A 16,265-nucleotide genomic window follows, 5' to 3' on the forward strand; every position below is an offset into this window, starting at 1 on the left:
CATCAATCAGACTGGCCTAAAGGGTGTCCTATCAGCGCTTTCATCCATTCAAGAAATTTGATGAGCGCATCAGAAGGGCGAGCGTCTTTTGGCCAAGTTAGGTAGTACGCCTCTCCAGTGCGACACACCGTATCTGATAAGGCAACAAAACTCCCTTCCTGCAGTTGGCGTTCGACAAATACTCTAATCGCGATGGCGCAGCCAATATTCATTGACGCTGCTTCATAGGCTAACGCTGAGTTATCGAACTTCATGCCAGACTCTGCATTAGCGACCACGTGACCGCTTTCTGCGAGCCATGTCTTCCAGTCGTCTGGACGCGCCATTGAGTGCAGTAGACGTACCTTGGAAAGATCATCTTTAGCCAAGCCTTCTGCATTCCATAAAGAAGCAGAGACAATCGGAATAAGCTCAATATCAACTAGTTTCTCAGCGTGTAAGCCTGGCCAATCACCATGTCCTGAACGAATAGCGGCGTCGACGCTTTGAGTAGGAAAGTCTACGGGCTTTAAGGACGATGAGAGTTTGACCTCAAGCAATGGATTTTTATTGTGAAAGTCGGCCAATCTAGGAATTAACCAACGCTGCGAGAAGGTGGTATAGGATTGGATCGACAGTACATCGCGTTGATTCCTGCGTGACACCTTGCGTGATGCCGTTTCGAGTTCACGGAAGGCATTCTTAACCCCCGCGTAAAGTTCCGCACCTTCTTGCGTGAGCTCAATGCCGCGATGTAAACGAGTGAAAAGCGCTACCCCAAGATAATCTTCTAACACCTTCACTTGGCGGCTAACCGCTACTTGCGATACATGCAGTTCATCTGCCGCGCGGGTTAGGCTACGTAGACGGGCAGCTACCTCAAACGCTCTGAGAGGATTGAGGGGGAGTAGTGGATGGCTCATAGGGTTACCAACGGTGTCGCTGACAGCTGACGTGTGGGTGAGTGCTGCTGCATAACAATACAGTAACACTCTGATAGTAACCCAATGGCTAGTGTGAATCGAGGCTAGCGAGGGGGCTTTTGCTGAAGCACGTAACGTCTGCCCAGTGGTAAAAGGCCGTTAGCAATTAAAGACGACCCCCTGCTTTGGCCGCTCATCGACGGTTAGCTCGAATACATCAGGGCGGGAGTAATGCCCAACAACATCAAAGTCATAGCGTGCCTGAACGAGTTGGGCGGTATCTACCTGCGCTGTTAGCAAGCCTGACTGTTCGCGCATCGGTCCTGCAAGCACGTCTCCTAACGGGCCAACGATCAGGCTGCCGCCGCGAATCAGCGGGCGATTGCTGTCCCAATCTGCTACCTCAATGCCAAGCTCGGCGGGAGAGGGTTGGATCTGGCAGGCGCTAACGACGAAACAGCGCCCTTCGTGGGCGATATGGCGCATGGATGCTTGCCATACATCGCGTTCATCCACTGTGGGGGCGCACCATATTTCAACCCCCTTGGCGTACATAGCGGTGCGCAGCAACGGCATATGGTTTTCCCAGCAGATAGCGGCACCTGCAGTCCCCGCTTGGGTATTCACAGTGGTTAGGGTGGAGCCATCGCCTTGAGCCCAAATCAACCGTTCTGTGCCTGTTGGCATCAGCTTGCGATGCTTGCCGATAAGCCCCTGTTCAGGGTCGAAGAATAGCGCTGAGCAGTAGAGCGAGCTGCCATCACGCTCAATAACGCCTACCACGAGGGTTGCCCCGGTACGCGCCGAGAGATCAGCAAGAGCTTCTGTTTCAGGGCCAGGAACATCAATTGCGTTAGCAAAGTAAGCAGCGAAAACGTCACGGCCCTCGGGTAGCCGGTAGCCAAGCCGAGTGCCGAAAATCTCCCCTTTGGGATAGCCACCGAGTACGGCTTCGGGCAACACCACTAAGGTGGCACCCGCTTCAATAATTGCAGATTCATAGGAGAGGATGAGATCGAGTGTAGCGGCTTTGCCTGAGGGGAGTGAGCCGATTTGGAGAGCGGCAACGGTCGTTTGCGTCATGCTGGATACCTTTGGAAAAAACGCGTCAAAAGTTGATTACAAAAAAATGCTATAAGCTATAGCGATATTAATGAAGATAGGTTTGTTTCTGTTTGTTATGAATAAAGTTGATATCGCAAAAACGGACCTGAACTTACTCAAGGTATTTGAAGCTCTCTATGAAGAGGGCAGTGCGAGTCGCGCAGCAACGCGGCTAGGGTTGACCCAATCGGCGGTGAGTGCGGCATTAAAGCGCTTGAGAGACGTTTACGGTGATCCGTTGTTTCTGCGTACCGGGCGCGGGCTGGCGCCGACGCTGCTTGCTCAACAGTTGAAGCCCGTTGTTTCAGAGGCGCTGCAAAAAATTCGCCAAAGCCTTGCCATGGTGTCGCCATCAGGACGCAGTTTTGAGGGGCGGTCTGTGACAGTTGGTCTTTCCGATGACTTTGAAATCGCCATTGGATCACGTCTGATCGAGCGTGCGGCGCACGCAATGCCCGGCTTACGCCTGGTTTTCCGGCAAGCTCACAGCCAGGTGGTCGCTGATGCCCTGGCAGGACGAAACTTGGACTTGGCGATTAGCTCAGGAGGATTGGCAAGAAGTGGCTTGAGCCGATGTCTACTCGGTGAGGCGAGTTACGCCTGTGTAGTGGATCCTGAACACTGGACGACAGCAATGCTAGATATCGAAGGCTTCGTTTCCGCTGAGCATATCCTGGTGTCATCGGGTGGTTTTGTGGGTATCGTCGACGAAGCATTAGCGGAGCGAGAGCTGTCGCGCCGTGTCGTCGCTGCTACAACGCATTTTGCTGCCTTGCCCTACTTACTGAAAGGGACGTCGGCGATTGCTACCATACCGGCGCACGCGGCCGTTTCAATTGCTGCCATGACAGGGCTGCGGGTGCTGCCCTGTCCGCTACCGTTGGGCCATTTTTCGGTTGAGCTAGGGTGGAGAACGGCTGATGGGAATGATGTGCTACTAAGGGCAATACGCCCATTGGTAGAGGAGTGTTTTCATTCTATTTAGTCAATGTGGCGAGATAGCGAGGGAGGCCGATTAGCTGTGCCGGCTTCCAAGGTGGCGTTGGCGTCACTCATGCGTGGATATTGGTGGTTCAGGAGAGGCGCCGGCTAAGTAGTGGGTGACTACTTGATCGAGTCACAATTGAGAGCGTGTAGCGACGTTTAGCATATTGATGTCGCTGACCCAGGTTGGGCTCTTCTGCAACCGTCTTGATGTCAACAGGCAATAGGCAAGTCGTCACAGACATCAAGTGGAGAGGACTTGCCGTTTGACCATAGCCTGGGCCATTTTAAGCATTCATCTTGGTTATACACTCACCGATTGGCGAATGAGCTGTGCTTTTTCCATCAATAGCGGCCGGTAAGTTTCTAGCAGCGTAGGCATATCCACGCGGGCGGCATTGGTACTGATATTCATCGCGCCGACCAGTTTCCCATGGGTATCAAATACGGGGACAGCAATCGAACGCAGGCCGGAATCCAACTCTTGATCGGTAATCGCATAACCCTGTTCCCGCGCTTGCTGAATCGCCGCTTTTAGTGATGCGCTATCGGTAATAGTTTTGTCGGTATAGCGCGTTAAGGTGAGCTGGCTCAGGTAGTTATCCAGCTCGCTATCCGGCAGCTGGGCAAGGAGCACTCGACCCATGGATGTGTATGCCGCCGGTAGGCGAGTGCCGACGGAAAGCGTGATTGCCATCAAGCGGTGCGGGGCAGCTGAGCGGGCCAGATAGATAACGTCGTCACCATCGAGCACCCCAAGCGATGAAGACTCACCACACTGGCGGGTAATATCCTCCAGATACTGCTGAATGACGCCTCGGTAATTATTAGACGCTAAATAGGAGTAGCCCAGTTGTAGCACTTTGGGGGTTAGCTCGAAGTAGCGTTGCTGTTTGCGTACATAACCAAGGGCGTGGAGCGTCAGTAAAAATCGCCGTGCTTTCGCGCGGTTCATGCCTGTGCGCTCGGCGACTTCACTGAGTGTCATCCGCGTGTGCGTCTCATCAAACGCCATCACGACTTCCAGCCCGCTGGCCAGCGCGGCAACAAAATCACGATCCGTCGGTTTTAAAGCATCTTCTGGTAGGGCATTACTCATGAGTGTCTCGGCTGCGTCGATGTGGATACGAAGCGAGAAAATAACATTTTGTTCGAATGGCGAACAACAAGAGACGTTTCTCCGTGGTGAATCGGAGTTAACTTACGGGGGCTTAATAAAGACCTAACAGCAAGTCTCTAGAGATTGCTAGCGAGCATTTGCATCTATGCAGGGGCATCAGCGCTCATATATCTCTCTTTCTATCTATGAAAAAGGGTGGACCAAAAGGCCCACCCATTAGCAAATTCCTGATTTAGGAAGGTTGCTGATTACTTCGAATTTCTAATCGGTAACTCAGCAGCACTGAACGTGCTCGCGTCGGTTTGGTGTTGCGCTGATGAATCAGGGTAGGAGATCTTATTGGCTTCACCAGAGCCGCGCTCGGCAAGTGCTGCACCAGAGAATAAAATTAGAGCGGCGGCTGCTACTGTATTGATTAACTTCATAACTTTTAACCTCACGTTAAATAAAACGTCTCTACATTTGCGATGACTGTTCATCGCTATGTGGACGACGAGAGATATTGTAAGCAGGCTAACATAATTATAAAATTGATTAAAAATATTCGAACCATTCTATTATTTAGAATGTTTTTGAGAGGGCTAGGTTTGGTCACTAACGCACAAAAACGAGGCGCGACGGGTGAAACGTCACGTGGCTCCCGTGAGGTCAAACGACTGCTTTGTGTTAGGTAGCGGGTGGCAGGGGGCAAATAGTTGCGAATAGGCTAATGCCGTTGCCAAGCAAGACCGAAAGGCGCTTACTTGGCAAGGCAATGAAGTGGCGAGCGGTGAAGTATTACGCTGCGCTTAGTTTAGCGTAGCTTCAAGGCGTTCTGCTCGTTCACCCGGGGCGGGGTGGCTGGAGAAAAAGCTGCTGTTGTTGCCGTATGCTGCTTCCAATTTGCGTAGCGCAGTCAAAGAGGCTTCTGTATTCAGGTTGTACTGCTGCATCAGCTCAACAGCGTAGTCATCAGCTTCATTTTCCTGACGTTGGGAAAACTGGGCATTCACCAACTTTTCGCCTAGCTCACCAAGTTGAGAGCTTGACAGTGCTGCTGCAGTAGCACTTCCGCTGGCAGCGGCGGCTTCACGCGCAGCCGATGCTGCGTAAGCAACTTGGAAAGCACGTTTGGAGTGTCCTAGCGCCACGTGGCCAATCTCATGAGCGATAACGTAACGCACTTCATCGTCTGTCATTGCGTCCATTAGGCCGGTATGCAACCGGATAGAGCCGTTGGGTACCGCAAAAGCGTTGATGTCATCCAACTGATAGACATTGTACTCAAGGTCGTTTCCGTCGATGTTTTCCCAACCTTGGGTCAGGCTTGCCAGCCGCTCGGCATATTGACTGTTGCTGGCGACAAGCTGGTTTTCGGCATCAAGCTGGGCAATTGTCTGGTCGCCGAGTTGCTGCATTTGCTCGTCGCTCATAGTGGCAGCGCCTGCTAAGCCGGTGCCAGCAGAGATCATGCCGCCTATATCCGCGCCTGATTGACAGCCGGTGAGGGTGAGTACGGCAGCTAAACCTAAGGTGTAGGATGTTTTACGTACTAGGGGCGTTGTTTGCATCGCCAGTTCCTTTGTCGATAGGTATGAATAAATAATGGAAGTCGAGAGTCTAACATGACGCTTATTCCAACAGGCTAACTATACTGTATATTAATAGGTGACTCTATACTTCTAGCAACGTATGGGGATATCTATGGGGATAGATAAGTGCAATATCTGACATATCAGGCTGATTACCTCGACTAAACGACGTTGGCCTTCAGCGTGGTGCTTGTTTAGGATCAAGAGTGATCCTTCATCAATTAGCGAGCTGTTCTTATGAAGCCTGAAACCATTGCCCTCCACCATGGCTATGCGCCTGATTCACAAAACGCAGTTGCTGTGCCGATCCACCAGACCACGTCGTTTTCATTTGATAGCGCCCAGCACGCGGCGGATCTGTTTGATCTGAAAGTGGAAGGAAATATTTACTCGCGCATTATGAACCCAACCTGCGCCGTGCTGGAGCAGCGGGTGGCCGCGCTAGAAGGTGGCATTGCAGGGTTGGCAGTGGCGTCTGGTATGGCGGCGATTACCTATGCGATCCAAACCATCGCTGAAGCGGGCGATAATATCGTCTCGATTAGTGAGCTGTATGGCGGCACTTACAACTTGTTTGCCCACACTTTGCCACGCCAAGGCATCCAAGTACGGTTTGCCGATAAAGATGATATCGATGGCCTTGAAGCGTTAATTGATGAGCGTACCAAAGCGGTATTTTGCGAGAGCATCGGTAATCCATCCGGTGGCGTGGTAGATCTGCAAAAACTGGCTGATGCAGCGCACCGTCATGGGGTGCCGGTGATTGTTGATAACACCACCGCTACGCCGTTTTTATGTCGTCCCATTGAGCACGGAGCGGATATTGTCGTTCACTCGGCCACGAAATATATCGGTGGCCACGGCACCACGGTGGGCGGAGTGATTGTTGATTCAGGTACATTCCCCTGGGCGGAAAATGCCAGCCGTTTCCCGCTGCTTAACGAGCCAGACATCTCCTATCACGGCGTTAGCTATACCCGCGATGTAGGCGCCGCCGCCTTTATTGCCCGTGCCCGCGTGGTGCCGCTGCGCAACATGGGCGCGGCGCTTTCTGCCCAAGCGGCCTGGAACCTGCTTCAGGGGCTGGAAACGCTATCACTGCGTATTGAGCGCATTTGTGCCAATGCGTTAGCCGTTGCCAAGCATTTGGAAAACCATCCGCTGGTGAAGTGGGTGCACTACGCGGGCTTGGAAAACCATCCTGACCATGCGCTGGCCAAGCATTATATGAACGGCCATGCCTCGGGAATTCTTAGCTTTGGTATTGAGGGAGGCCAGGCCGCTGGTGAGCGTTTTTACGATGCCCTGGCGCTGATTCTGCGTTTAGTTAATATCGGCGATGCTAAAAGCTGCTCTTCCATTCCAGCCTCCACCACGCACCGCCAGTTAAATGAGCAGGAGTTAAAGGCCGCAGGCGTTACGCCGGATATGGTGCGCTTGTCGATTGGCATTGAGCATATCGACGACCTGTTAGCAGATATTGATCAAGCGCTAGCGGCTTCTCAAGGGTAACGCGCCTCTCATTCGGATGCCGTCCACGTTTTCTAACGCTAGGTGATAGGTAGTTAACTACTTGGTTGCCTAGCGTTATTACGTTGTGTAACGCAACTTTTAATCGCTACTTTCTTTGCGCGCCCCTTCGGCTAAGTGCATGACGTTAGAGGCTTCGATCCGGTTCAAACAAACGGGTAGGGGCTGATGTTAGGCATGTCTCAACGTTAGATATCACTTTAAATTTGACGATATTGCTAATGCTATCAAAACTAAAGCTAGCACCATAAAGCTAATTCCATAAGCGATAGCAGCGATGCAGGCGCTTTCCCATAGAGTGGGATCACAATAACTAACAAAACCTATCAAAGAGGGAACTGTCATGGAGTTGAATCACAGCGTGTCGACTCATCGTCTCAAGGCAGCGGTAGTGGCTAGCGTATTACTTTTTCCTGCCGCACAAAGCGCATTAGCGGATGAGGTTGTTGAACAGATCGAACTAGGTCTTGAACTCTATCAAGAGCAAGAGTACGGCGCGGCAATTACCGAGTTGGAATTTGCTATTGAAGATATGCGCAAGATGATGTCAGGCCTGATTGCCCAAACCTTCCCTGACGCACCGGAGGGTTGGACGGCACATGAAGCGACCTCCGGCGGCGCAGGAGGGGGAGCCGCCGCCATGTTTGGCGTTGGTGGTACGTCGCTTGAGCGCACTTATCAACAAGATGACGGCGATGGTCAGATAACCGCGAGCATGATGCTTGATAGCCCGCTGATACAAAGCATGGGGGCAATGTTTAACAATCCGGCAATGATCGCCGCGCAGCCAAATATGGAGCGTGTTCGCTTGGGGCGTGAAGCAGCAGTGGTGAAGTGGGAACCTGAGCGCTCCCATGCGGAAGTGACGTTATTACTCGATGGTCGGATTATGATGCAGGTGAAGGGGGAAAACCTGGAATCCCAGGATGTCGCCGTCGACCTAATGCGTGACTGGGATCTTGCTGCTGTGCGTGAGCAAAGCGCACGTTAACGTCGCCTTGCACGTGTGACTCCATGTGATCATCAGTAGCCGTCTACTTCTCAACGACTTCTCAACCTTATTCCGCCTCAACGCTGTGAGCGAAGAGGCGGCAACGCGAAGCGAGACTTACACGCTTAACTTTTCAACACGCTTAGACGCGGCCAGCGTATATAAAAACTCTAGCCCTAACGTGGCTGCGGCGAGTGACGTGATATCGCCATGGTCGTAAGCAGGGTTTACTTCAACAACATCCATGCCTATTAACGGCATGCCGACCATGCCACGGATCACTTTTAGCATCAGGTCGGTAGACATGCCGCCACATACCGGTGTCCCGGTGCCTGGCGCGTAGGCAGGGTCTAAGCCATCAATGTCTAGGCTGATATAAGCTGGATGATGGCCAACACGGGCACGGATACGCTCCAGTACGGCGGCAGGGCCGTGATCATTTACCCAGTCTGCATCCAGCACTTCATAAGGGTGGTTATGGCGGTCATAGCTGGTGCGAATACCAATTTGCAGCGAGTGCTCCGGCACTACCAAGCCCTCTTTTAGGGCATGGTGGAAAATAGTGCCATGGTCAAAGCGCGTGCCTTGCTCGTAGGTGTCGGTGTGGGCATCAAAATGAATCAGTGCCAGTGGGCCATGCACCCGAGCATGAGCGCGTAGCAGGGGCAGGCTGATATAGTGGTCACCGCCCAGTGTCAGCATTTTTTTATCGGCTTTTAGCCACCGCAATGCGTGGGTCTCAAGGTTGTCGACTAGGCTTTCCGGCTCACCGTAGGCGTAGTCCAGATTGCCCGCGTCGCATACCCGCAGCCGCTCTTCCAAGGCGAAGTCCCAAGGCCAGCGTTTGCCTTCCCAGATCAGGTTAGCAGTGCTTTGACGAATGGCGTTTGGGCCCATGCGGGTACCTGATCGTCCTGAACACGCTAGATCAAAGGGCACACCGCTCACCACGACCTCAGCATCGGTCGTTTTAGGGTCGGTGGCCTTCGGCACGCCCATAAAGGTAGAGATAACATCACCAAACAGGCTTGGCATGATCTGAGATGGGGTCACCGATCGTGTACTCCTATGGCGTGCAGTAGCAATAAAACAGGGGGATAGGGCTTGAAGTAGCGCGACGATAAGGAATTTTCAGCAATGAATGAAATGAATGTTTAGAATGAAACCATTCGCTGGGTAAATAGTGAGGCGCTATGCGTTCGCTTCGTCATTTTGATTTGAATCTTCTGCTGGTATTTGAAGCGTTGATGCGTGAGCGTCACGTGACACGAGCAGCGGAAAAGCTGCATTTAAGCCAGCCCGCCCTTAGTCATGCGTTAAAACGGCTGCGCGATGCGTTGGACGACCCATTATTAATACGTACCAACAATGGTCTACAGCCAACGCCTCGTGCGCTGGCGCTGTTGCCAGTCGTGCAGCAGGCACTGGCCATGTTGCAGGAAGGCCTCGCCCCGCCGATCAACTTCTTACCCGCCACCAGCGAGCGGCATTTCACCCTGGCCACCACGGATTATTTTGAAGAGGTGATGTATCCGGCGTTTGTTAGCCAATTGTTGGCTTATGCGCCGGATATCAGCTTTTCCATTGAGCTGATCACCCCCAACGTACTGAGTGAAGGGCTGGAGCAGCGCCAAGTGGATATGGTGGTCGGGCTGGATAGCCAAAGTGTGCTGCCCAGTGGTGTCATACAGCATCTTTGGATGGATGAGGAGTTGGTTTGTTTGGCAGCGACTGACAATGATCGCGTAGGTGATGCACTGACTATTCAGCAGTTTGCCTGTGAGTCCCATGTGGCACTGTCTGATATCAGCGGTTTAAGACCCAGTAATATCGATAATTGTTTAGTGCAGCACGGCTTAAGCCGCCGGGTGATTTCAAAGAACTTAAATTATATTGCGGCAGCGCGGGTCGTTGCGCTCACTGATGCGATCATGACGTTGCCACGCCAAATGGCCGAACGGTTTATCACGATGCTGCCGGTGCGGATCGTCGCGCCGCCTAAAGAGTTACCTGTACTTAATATGACGCTGATTCAGCATGGGCTGTATGCCAACGATCCCGCCCTCATTTGGTTGACGCAATCGCTGATCGAATTTGCTAGCACCTTTAAGCAGAAAGCCGCTGAGCAGTAGCCGGGCTCCGCTTGGTGGTGGGAAGTTGCTTCACTAAAGGCGGATGACCCCGTAGTGGTGACTTAGTAGAGATGACTTAGTAGAGTGTTATAAAAGACACAGTAAGCGGGATTTGGCTAAACCACAGGCAACCATAATAATGACAGCGACATATAAACTCCTGATTGCCGACGATCATCCCCTGGTACGCGATGCCATGGCGCGAGTGATCCGTGAAGCTTACGCAGATGCTGAGGTTATCGAGGTAGAAGACTTTGATTCGGCCCTCGCCCATGCCCAGCAAGATCCTGATCTTGATTTGATATTGCTAGATTTAAATATGCCCGGCATGAACGGGTTAACAGGGCTTTTGCAGTTGCGTAATGAGCAGCCTACGATTCCGGTGGTGATCGTGTCTGCGGAAGAGGATAAGCAGATTATTCTGCAGGCAGTCTCTTGTGGTGCGGCGGGGTTTATCACCAAATCACTGCCCCGTGATCAAATGCGCCACGCCATTGCCCAGGTGTTGGAAGGCAATATCTTTCTACCTGCCGATGCCATGCGCGCACCGGACAGTATCCGCAAGCGTCGCCATCAGGACCAAGGGTTTACCGCGGAACAACTGCGCCTGCTGACCCGCAAGCAGCTACAAGTATTGGAGCATATGACGCGCGGTGAATCTAACAAGATGATTGCCTATCACCTTAATATTGCGGAAACCACGGTGAAGGCCCACGTGTCAGCGATCTTGCGCAAGCTGGGGGTGACCAGCCGAGTACAGGCGATTTTATCCGCCAACGATATCGATTTTTCCCAGTTCCTCAATCGCTGACAAAATAGTGGCCAGCGCTATCCAGCCAGTGGGTTTGCCAGTGGCCCAGGGTGTTTACCTGAGAGAGTAAATTGGTAAGGGCCTGTGAATCGATGCGTTGTTGTCCGAGGCGATGCAGAGGTTGATGGGTGCCAGCCAAGAGGCTTTGCCACTGGAGAACCAGCGCCGCGAGTGGCGTTTCAGGCGGTGTTAGCGTCGACAGTTGCGCCTGCAGAACGCTATCCGACGTTTTCCAGAGGGCGTCGGTGATCGATCGTAGCTGTTCCGCTATCCGTTTTTCCTCTATCGGCTTCCCCCCTGCCGAGCCCGCGTCTTTGCTGATTTTCCCTGCCTTACTAGTTTGCACGACATAGCCAAGCGAGCAAGGCGCGCCGTCGCCCCTGCGAACCGCCGCCACATAGCCCAAGTGATGGTCATAGCGCGCCTGCTGAAAAAAAGCCGCGCTGTGGTGCTGCTCCGCAAATGCCAATAGTAATCGCTGGCTGGGTGTGCCCGGTAGGCTCAGTGTCCGCATGATGGCGGTGCTAGTCGCTAGGCTAGCAGGGGGAGGCTGCTCAGCGCGTATTGCGACGCGGCTCGCTAGGTTTGCTAGCGCTTGGCAAACGGCAGCGGCGCCTGGGTGATGGGAAACCCATGCCACAGGCTCGGCAGGCAATGGTGTTAAGCGCTGTATCAACTGCTGAGCCAGCAGCCCTTGTTGAGCCTTAGAGACAGCCAGTACGGCGTCTTCCAACAGCGCCACCATGGCCTGGTTGGCTTGACTACCCATCGCTATCACCCAACTGCCGTGGGGCGAGTTCTCCTGCTTGAAGACAATAGCCTGAAGCGCCAGCCGCTGAGCGGTGAGCGGGCTGGGTACAATCACTGCGCCGGGCACAAAGCAGGCCGCCCAGGCGGTGGTGGCAAGTGCCGCAAAATCATCGCTAACACCGTACTGACCGCACCAATGCTGCACGGCGGGGTAAGCCGCTGGTTGTCTATCAAAAGCATCAAAAGCGGGTGGTGAGGGCGATGGAGACGGGGACGCGTTATCTAGTAGCCAACGGGCATTACTAGCCGCAAACAGGATTGCGGCTGGCTGATGTTCAGAGGGTGGCGTAGCAAAGCGACGAGCTAGCGCTTGGCGGCGGGCGTGTGCAAACCAAGCCGGGGCTAACTGCACCGTCTCAGCGGGTGGCTGCCAAACGATGTCGTGATCGTTAGGTGCTGTGCCGAGCAGGGTTGCGAAGAAGGCTGCTAAGCGCTCACTGAGGGCCGCCGCAAGGGCTTTCACCTGCTCCTGTGTCGCAGTGCCGCTTAGCGTCAAGCTAAAGGCGTCTGTCGCCCCGCTAGGGGACAGCGTTGCGCGGTAGTCGGTAATCGAATCAGGTAACTGCTCCACTAGGTAGCCTTGCTGTACCGAATCAGCTAAGCCGCTAAGGGCGATAAGCTGATGACGAGCAATGGCCGAGGGCAGCGGCCACAGTAGCTCAACGGCGTTGCCCGTCCTGGCTATCTTCGCGTGGGGCAGATGGCTCCACCGGGGCGTAATGGCAAGCGAAAGAGCGCTGGGTGTGGGTGGGCTAAACAGCGTTGCCATGCGTTTAATCAGGCGGGCCATCGTTTCCGTGTCCCAAGGGCTAATAATGGCGATGCTAACGCGGCCGCCGTGGTAGTGGTCGCGGTGAAACGCGGTGAGCGCTTCAAGTAATAGCGCCATGTCGCTACCTAGGGTTTGCGCATTGCCGTGACGGCAGCCAGCACAGATATGTTGAGGGTCGCTGAGCGTGGCGATGGCTGACAGCCGTTGCATCGCCGAACTGTGCTGGCGGGCCTGCCACTCGGCATCGATAGCGGCGACTTCAGCACAAATGACGGATGGCGAAAACGCAGGCCTGGCGAGCTGGCTGGCAACCGTGAGCGCCGCTGATTCTAAGGTCTCTGCTGGTATCGAGAAATGTACATCGGTGACGTAGTCATCGGTATGGGCGTTCAGGCTACCTTGGTGTTGGGCAAGCCAAGTAAGCAGGCTGATGTTAGAAGACGCTTCCAGCGGCGCGGTAGTGAGCACGTGCTCGAGCAGATGAGCCAGCCCTGGCAGGGCGCGCGGCTCATCCAAATAGCCCGCCGCAATGGCGATGCTAACGTGAGCGCGGGTTAAGTGGGGCGCTTGGGCCAGCACTCCCTGCGCCCCGTTCGGCAGGGAGATACAGTTTTGTTGAAAGCTAAGCTTAGCCATTAAGCAGGCTACGTAGCAGCGCGCGCAGTTTGCCGGGGCGAACGGGTTTGTTTAATTGCGGCACGCCAGCATGACGCAGGCGGCGCTGCCAGTGGTCAGAGCGGTCGGCGCTGAGAATAGCGGCTGGAAGGTGCGGGTCGTGCCAGTGCTGGCGAAGTTGGCGAATAGCCTCCAGGCCGGTCATATGGTCATCTAAGTGCAGGTCGACCAGCAGCATATCCGGTGCTTCCTGGCTGGCTTTAGCGGTATCGACATCCAGGGCTGTATCGCAACTGATCTGCCATTCACTTAACAGCAGCGCCATGCCTTGCAAAATCGTTGGTTCATTATCCAGGATCAGCACGCGAAGCCCTTCAAACTCATTGCCAGCGGAGAGCGGCGCGCTGGGAGCGGGGGCTTGGCTAAAGGAAATAGCGCTGGCACGCGGCACCGTAACAGCAAAGCAGGAGCCTTGGCCGGGTGCAGAACGCACAGAGAGCGGATGCTCAAGGCGCTGGCTAATCCGTTCTACAATGGCAAGCCCCAGGCCAACGCCCTGGCGGTCCCGTGCACGCGTAGCGTTAAGTTGGTGAAACTCGCGAAAAATAAGCTGGTAGTCGCTTTCGGGAATACCAATACCACTATCGACAACTTGCACGGCCAGGCTGTCGTCGTTATGGCGGCGGACACCCAGGCAGATGCCGCCACGCTGGGTATAGCGGCAGGCGTTAGCAAGAAAGTTGCGCACAATGCGGCTGAGTAGATAAGGGTCGCTGGTCACCGCTTGATGAGAAGGCACGTAGCGCAGCGTGAGCCCTTTACGTTGCGCCACCGGGGAAAATTCATCCGCCAGATTGCTGAGGATATCGTCGAGTTTAAAGTGGCGTAGTTGTGGCTGTACCTGGCCGTGATCCAGCCGTGAAATATCCAACAGATCGGAAAGAATCGCTTCGGCGCCTTCCAGTGAGTTTTGCACACTCTCAATCAAAGACAGGTTCTCGCTGTCGGTCAGCCGTTCCTGTAGCGAGGCTACCAATAAGCGTGCAGCGTTCATGGGCTGTAGCAGGTCATGGCTCGCGGCGGCTAGGTAGCGGTCTTTACTTTGGTTAGCAAACTCTGCGGCATCGCGAGCGCTTCTAAGCTCCTCGTTGAGCCGTTCAAGCGCTTGGGTGCGGTCAGCTACCCGTGCTTCCAAATGGGCGTTGAGGGTTTCTAAATGCTGGCGCGCGCGCTCGCGCTCGGTAATATCTGCCACAAAGCCTTCGATCAGGTCTTCGTCCCCGGCAAGCTCGGCGGGCTTACGTATTAGGGTAATTGCCACGGGTACTTGATGCCCGGATGCGCCCTGCAGCCAGGTGGTTTGGCCGGTTACGTGGCCTTGCGCGAGCAGCAGATCGCGCAGTTGTTGCCCAGTCGATGCGTTAACAAACAGCGCGTCAAAGCGCGCGCAGCGCTCGAGTGTATGCACCACGCTACTATCATCAAGCATGGCGGCAAGCGCCGGGTTAGCGGCGCGCAGTTTGCCGGACAGCGATGCTTGAAAAATACCGTGCAGCGCGTTTTCGAACAGCCATTTATAGCGATTACGCTCCACCTCAAGCTCTTCTAAGCGTACGGAAAGCTCGCGATAGTAGCTTTTACGCGCCGACTGCTGGCCAAGCCCGAGTAGGTCGCTGACCGAAAAGCCCGAGGGATCGCTGGCTTTTTTCATAGTGCCTCTTCGTAAACCACCGCCACGTCTCTTGAGCTGGAACGGCGTGGATTGGTCAGGATGCAGGGATCACCTAACGCATGGTTAGTGAGAAATGGCACATCGCTACGCGAGACGCCCATCACGCCAAGGGTTCCGCCTAGGCCAACGGCATGTTTTAAGTCGACTAAGTACTGAAACAGTGCTTTTTTGATCTGCTGCTGTGACAACCCCCGACAGTCGATACCCACGGCGTCGGCCACCCGCTTAAAGCGGTCTGGGGCGGCTTCGTAGTTATAGGCCACCACGTGCTCTAGCAGCATGGCATTGCATAAGCCGTGGGGTAAATCCAGGAAGCCACCTAAACTATGGGACATCGCGTGTACCGCGCCCAAAATGGCGTTTGAAAACGCCAGACCCGCTTGCATACTGCCCAGCATTACCTGGGCACGCAGCTCGCCGTCGGTTGGGTTCGCCACCAGTGCTTCAAGATGGCTACTGATTAAGCGCATGGCTTCTAAGGCATGGGCATCGGTAAGCGGGCCGCTACCGGTTGAAACAAACGCTTCGATGGCATGCACCAGTGCATCGACCCCGGTACACGCGGTGAGATAGGGCGACATGGTCATAGTGACTTCAGGGTCGATCAGCGACACATCCGGCACCACGGCTTTGCTGATGATTGAGAATTTCATACGCCGCTGCTGGTCGGAAATAATCGCAAACTGGGAAATATCCGCCGAAGTACCCGCTGTTGAGGGAATAAAAATTAGCGGCGGAATGGGCACGCGAATCGTATCCACACCTTCGAAATCAAGAATATGTCCGCCGTGGGCGGTGACGATGCCGATCCCTTTGGCACAGTCCATGGGGCTGCCGCCGCCCACTGCCACAATCGCTTTGCAGCCGGTTTCACGGTAGACCTCGGCACCGGCCATAATCTCATCGACCCGTGGGTTGGGTGATACGGCGGTAAAGCGCTCAACGGCAATGTTGGCTTCCAGCAGCTTGGCTTCAATATCGGCGACCCAACCTGCCAGCAACACACCGGGGTCGGAGACCAGGAGTACCTTTTCTGCCCCGAATGTAGTGGCGTAGTTGCCCGCAGCGTGGCGCGCCCCGTCGCCAAAAATAATTTCAGGAGCGACAAACTTACGAAGTTGTGTGAGCGGCGAAGTCATGGGGCGGTCTCGTTTATCGTTGTTAACCATTATCTTAAGCACCTTAAGGGAT

The 16,265-nt window shown here is 54.3% G+C and carries 14 protein-coding genes; 5 read left to right on the top strand and 9 right to left on the bottom strand.

All coding sequences use genetic code 11. The annotated features are described in order from the left end of the window. Nucleotides 1-2: 2 nt before the first annotated feature. Both CEK60_RS20150 and CEK60_RS20155 read right to left on the bottom strand, forming a co-directional pair. Nucleotides 3-902 carry a LysR substrate-binding domain-containing protein gene (locus CEK60_RS20150; protein ID WP_089040519.1) on the bottom strand — a complete coding sequence of 300 codons (900 nt, stop codon included), beginning with the start codon at nt 900-902 and terminating at the stop codon, nt 3-5. Between the two features lie 159 nt (nt 903-1,061). Beyond that, a complete protein-coding gene (locus CEK60_RS20155) occupies nt 1,062-1,985 on the bottom strand; it encodes a carbon-nitrogen hydrolase family protein (RefSeq protein WP_089040520.1) in 924 nt (307 codons plus the stop codon). 70 nt (nt 1,986-2,055) lie between these two features. Between CEK60_RS20155 and CEK60_RS20160 the strand changes: the two genes are divergently transcribed. Then, nucleotides 2,056-2,991, top strand: a complete 936-nt coding sequence (locus CEK60_RS20160) for a LysR family transcriptional regulator (RefSeq protein WP_198361403.1) — start codon at nt 2,056-2,058, stop codon at nt 2,989-2,991. Between the two features lie 303 nt (nt 2,992-3,294). On the opposite strand, the gene CEK60_RS20165 is transcribed toward CEK60_RS20160, so the two are convergent. From CEK60_RS20165 to CEK60_RS20170, 3 genes are all read right to left on the bottom strand, one after another. Further along, nucleotides 3,295-4,089 carry an IclR family transcriptional regulator domain-containing protein gene (locus CEK60_RS20165; protein ID WP_089040521.1) on the bottom strand — a complete coding sequence of 265 codons (795 nt, stop codon included), beginning with the start codon at nt 4,087-4,089 and terminating at the stop codon, nt 3,295-3,297. Between the two features lie 269 nt (nt 4,090-4,358). After that, the gene (locus tag CEK60_RS22440) at nt 4,359-4,535 is read right to left on the bottom strand and encodes a hypothetical protein (protein ID WP_193059691.1); all 177 of its coding nucleotides are present in this window, start codon (nt 4,533-4,535) and stop codon (nt 4,359-4,361) included. A gap of 363 nt (nt 4,536-4,898) precedes the next feature. Next, nucleotides 4,899-5,660: a M48 family metalloprotease gene (locus tag CEK60_RS20170; protein WP_089040522.1), complete on the bottom strand. Its 762-nt coding sequence runs from the start codon at nt 5,658-5,660 to the stop codon at nt 4,899-4,901. Nucleotides 5,661-5,918: 258 nt separating this feature from the next. Between CEK60_RS20170 and CEK60_RS20175 the strand changes: the two genes are divergently transcribed. Further along, the gene (locus tag CEK60_RS20175) at nt 5,919-7,193 is read left to right on the top strand and encodes an O-acetylhomoserine aminocarboxypropyltransferase/cysteine synthase family protein (RefSeq protein ID WP_089040523.1); all 1,275 of its coding nucleotides are present in this window, start codon (nt 5,919-5,921) and stop codon (nt 7,191-7,193) included. A gap of 361 nt (nt 7,194-7,554) precedes the next feature. Further along, nucleotides 7,555-8,202, top strand: a complete 648-nt coding sequence (locus CEK60_RS20180) for a hypothetical protein (protein WP_089040524.1) — start codon at nt 7,555-7,557, stop codon at nt 8,200-8,202. A gap of 117 nt (nt 8,203-8,319) precedes the next feature. On the opposite strand, the gene speB is transcribed toward CEK60_RS20180, so the two are convergent. Next, nucleotides 8,320-9,237 (bottom strand): agmatinase, encoded by a 918-nt coding sequence (gene speB, locus CEK60_RS20185; RefSeq protein ID WP_089040525.1) that lies wholly within the window; start codon nt 9,235-9,237, stop codon nt 8,320-8,322. Nucleotides 9,238-9,395: 158 nt separating this feature from the next. On the opposite strand from speB, the gene CEK60_RS20190 reads away from it, so the two are divergent. Together CEK60_RS20190 and CEK60_RS20195 are read left to right on the top strand one after the other, a co-directional pair. Next, nucleotides 9,396-10,334, top strand: a complete 939-nt coding sequence (locus CEK60_RS20190; RefSeq protein WP_089040526.1) for a LysR family transcriptional regulator — start codon at nt 9,396-9,398, stop codon at nt 10,332-10,334. A 139-nt stretch (nt 10,335-10,473) separates the two neighbouring features. Further along, nucleotides 10,474-11,145 (top strand): response regulator, encoded by a 672-nt coding sequence (locus tag CEK60_RS20195; RefSeq protein WP_089040527.1) that lies wholly within the window; start codon nt 10,474-10,476, stop codon nt 11,143-11,145. Here the strand turns inward: CEK60_RS20195 and CEK60_RS20200 are convergent. Genes CEK60_RS20200 through ercA form a run of 3 tightly spaced genes read right to left on the bottom strand, consistent with a single transcriptional unit; the run spans nt 11,135 to nt 16,213 of the window. Continuing rightward, the gene (locus CEK60_RS20200; protein ID WP_089040528.1) at nt 11,135-13,363 is read right to left on the bottom strand and encodes an insulinase family protein; all 2,229 of its coding nucleotides are present in this window, start codon (nt 13,361-13,363) and stop codon (nt 11,135-11,137) included. The two genes, CEK60_RS20195 and CEK60_RS20200, sit on opposite strands and share 11 nt — an antisense overlap. Further along, nucleotides 13,356-15,053: a PAS domain-containing hybrid sensor histidine kinase/response regulator gene (locus CEK60_RS20205; RefSeq protein WP_089040529.1), complete on the bottom strand. Its 1,698-nt coding sequence runs from the start codon at nt 15,051-15,053 to the stop codon at nt 13,356-13,358. The genes CEK60_RS20200 and CEK60_RS20205 overlap by 8 nt, the downstream gene beginning before the upstream one ends. Continuing rightward, nucleotides 15,050-16,213 (bottom strand): alcohol dehydrogenase-like regulatory protein ErcA, encoded by a 1,164-nt coding sequence (gene ercA / locus CEK60_RS20210; protein WP_089040997.1) that lies wholly within the window; start codon nt 16,211-16,213, stop codon nt 15,050-15,052. The genes CEK60_RS20205 and ercA overlap by 4 nt, the downstream gene beginning before the upstream one ends. Nucleotides 16,214-16,265 lie beyond the last annotated feature (52 nt).

The sequence above is a fragment of the Halomonas sp. N3-2A genome (genome assembly GCF_002216165.1).
In the GTDB taxonomy this organism is placed as follows: Bacteria; Pseudomonadota; Gammaproteobacteria; order Pseudomonadales; family Halomonadaceae; genus Vreelandella.

Bases quoted from the DNA above. Each gene is read 5' to 3' on its own strand.
- CEK60_RS20150 (WP_089040519.1), bottom strand. From the start codon at position 902: ATGAGCCATCCACTACTCCCCCTCAATCCTCTCAGAGCGTTTGAGGTA.
- CEK60_RS20155 (WP_089040520.1), bottom strand. From the start codon at position 1,985: ATGACGCAAACGACCGTTGCCGCTCTCCAAATCGGCTCACTCCCCTCA.
- CEK60_RS20160 (WP_198361403.1), top strand. From the start codon at position 2,056: ATGAAGATAGGTTTGTTTCTGTTTGTTATGAATAAAGTTGATATCGCA.
- CEK60_RS20165 (WP_089040521.1), bottom strand. From the start codon at position 4,089: ATGAGTAATGCCCTACCAGAAGATGCTTTAAAACCGACGGATCGTGAT.
- CEK60_RS22440 (WP_193059691.1), bottom strand. From the start codon at position 4,535: ATGAAGTTAATCAATACAGTAGCAGCCGCCGCTCTAATTTTATTCTCT.
- CEK60_RS20170 (WP_089040522.1), bottom strand. From the start codon at position 5,660: ATGCAAACAACGCCCCTAGTACGTAAAACATCCTACACCTTAGGTTTA.
- CEK60_RS20175 (WP_089040523.1), top strand. From the start codon at position 5,919: ATGAAGCCTGAAACCATTGCCCTCCACCATGGCTATGCGCCTGATTCA.
- CEK60_RS20180 (WP_089040524.1), top strand. From the start codon at position 7,555: ATGGAGTTGAATCACAGCGTGTCGACTCATCGTCTCAAGGCAGCGGTA.
- speB (WP_089040525.1), bottom strand. From the start codon at position 9,237: ATGCCAAGCCTGTTTGGTGATGTTATCTCTACCTTTATGGGCGTGCCG.
- CEK60_RS20190 (WP_089040526.1), top strand. From the start codon at position 9,396: ATGCGTTCGCTTCGTCATTTTGATTTGAATCTTCTGCTGGTATTTGAA.
- CEK60_RS20195 (WP_089040527.1), top strand. From the start codon at position 10,474: ATGACAGCGACATATAAACTCCTGATTGCCGACGATCATCCCCTGGTA.
- CEK60_RS20200 (WP_089040528.1), bottom strand. From the start codon at position 13,363: ATGGCTAAGCTTAGCTTTCAACAAAACTGTATCTCCCTGCCGAACGGG.
- CEK60_RS20205 (WP_089040529.1), bottom strand. From the start codon at position 15,053: ATGAAAAAAGCCAGCGATCCCTCGGGCTTTTCGGTCAGCGACCTACTC.
- ercA (WP_089040997.1), bottom strand. From the start codon at position 16,213: ATGACTTCGCCGCTCACACAACTTCGTAAGTTTGTCGCTCCTGAAATT.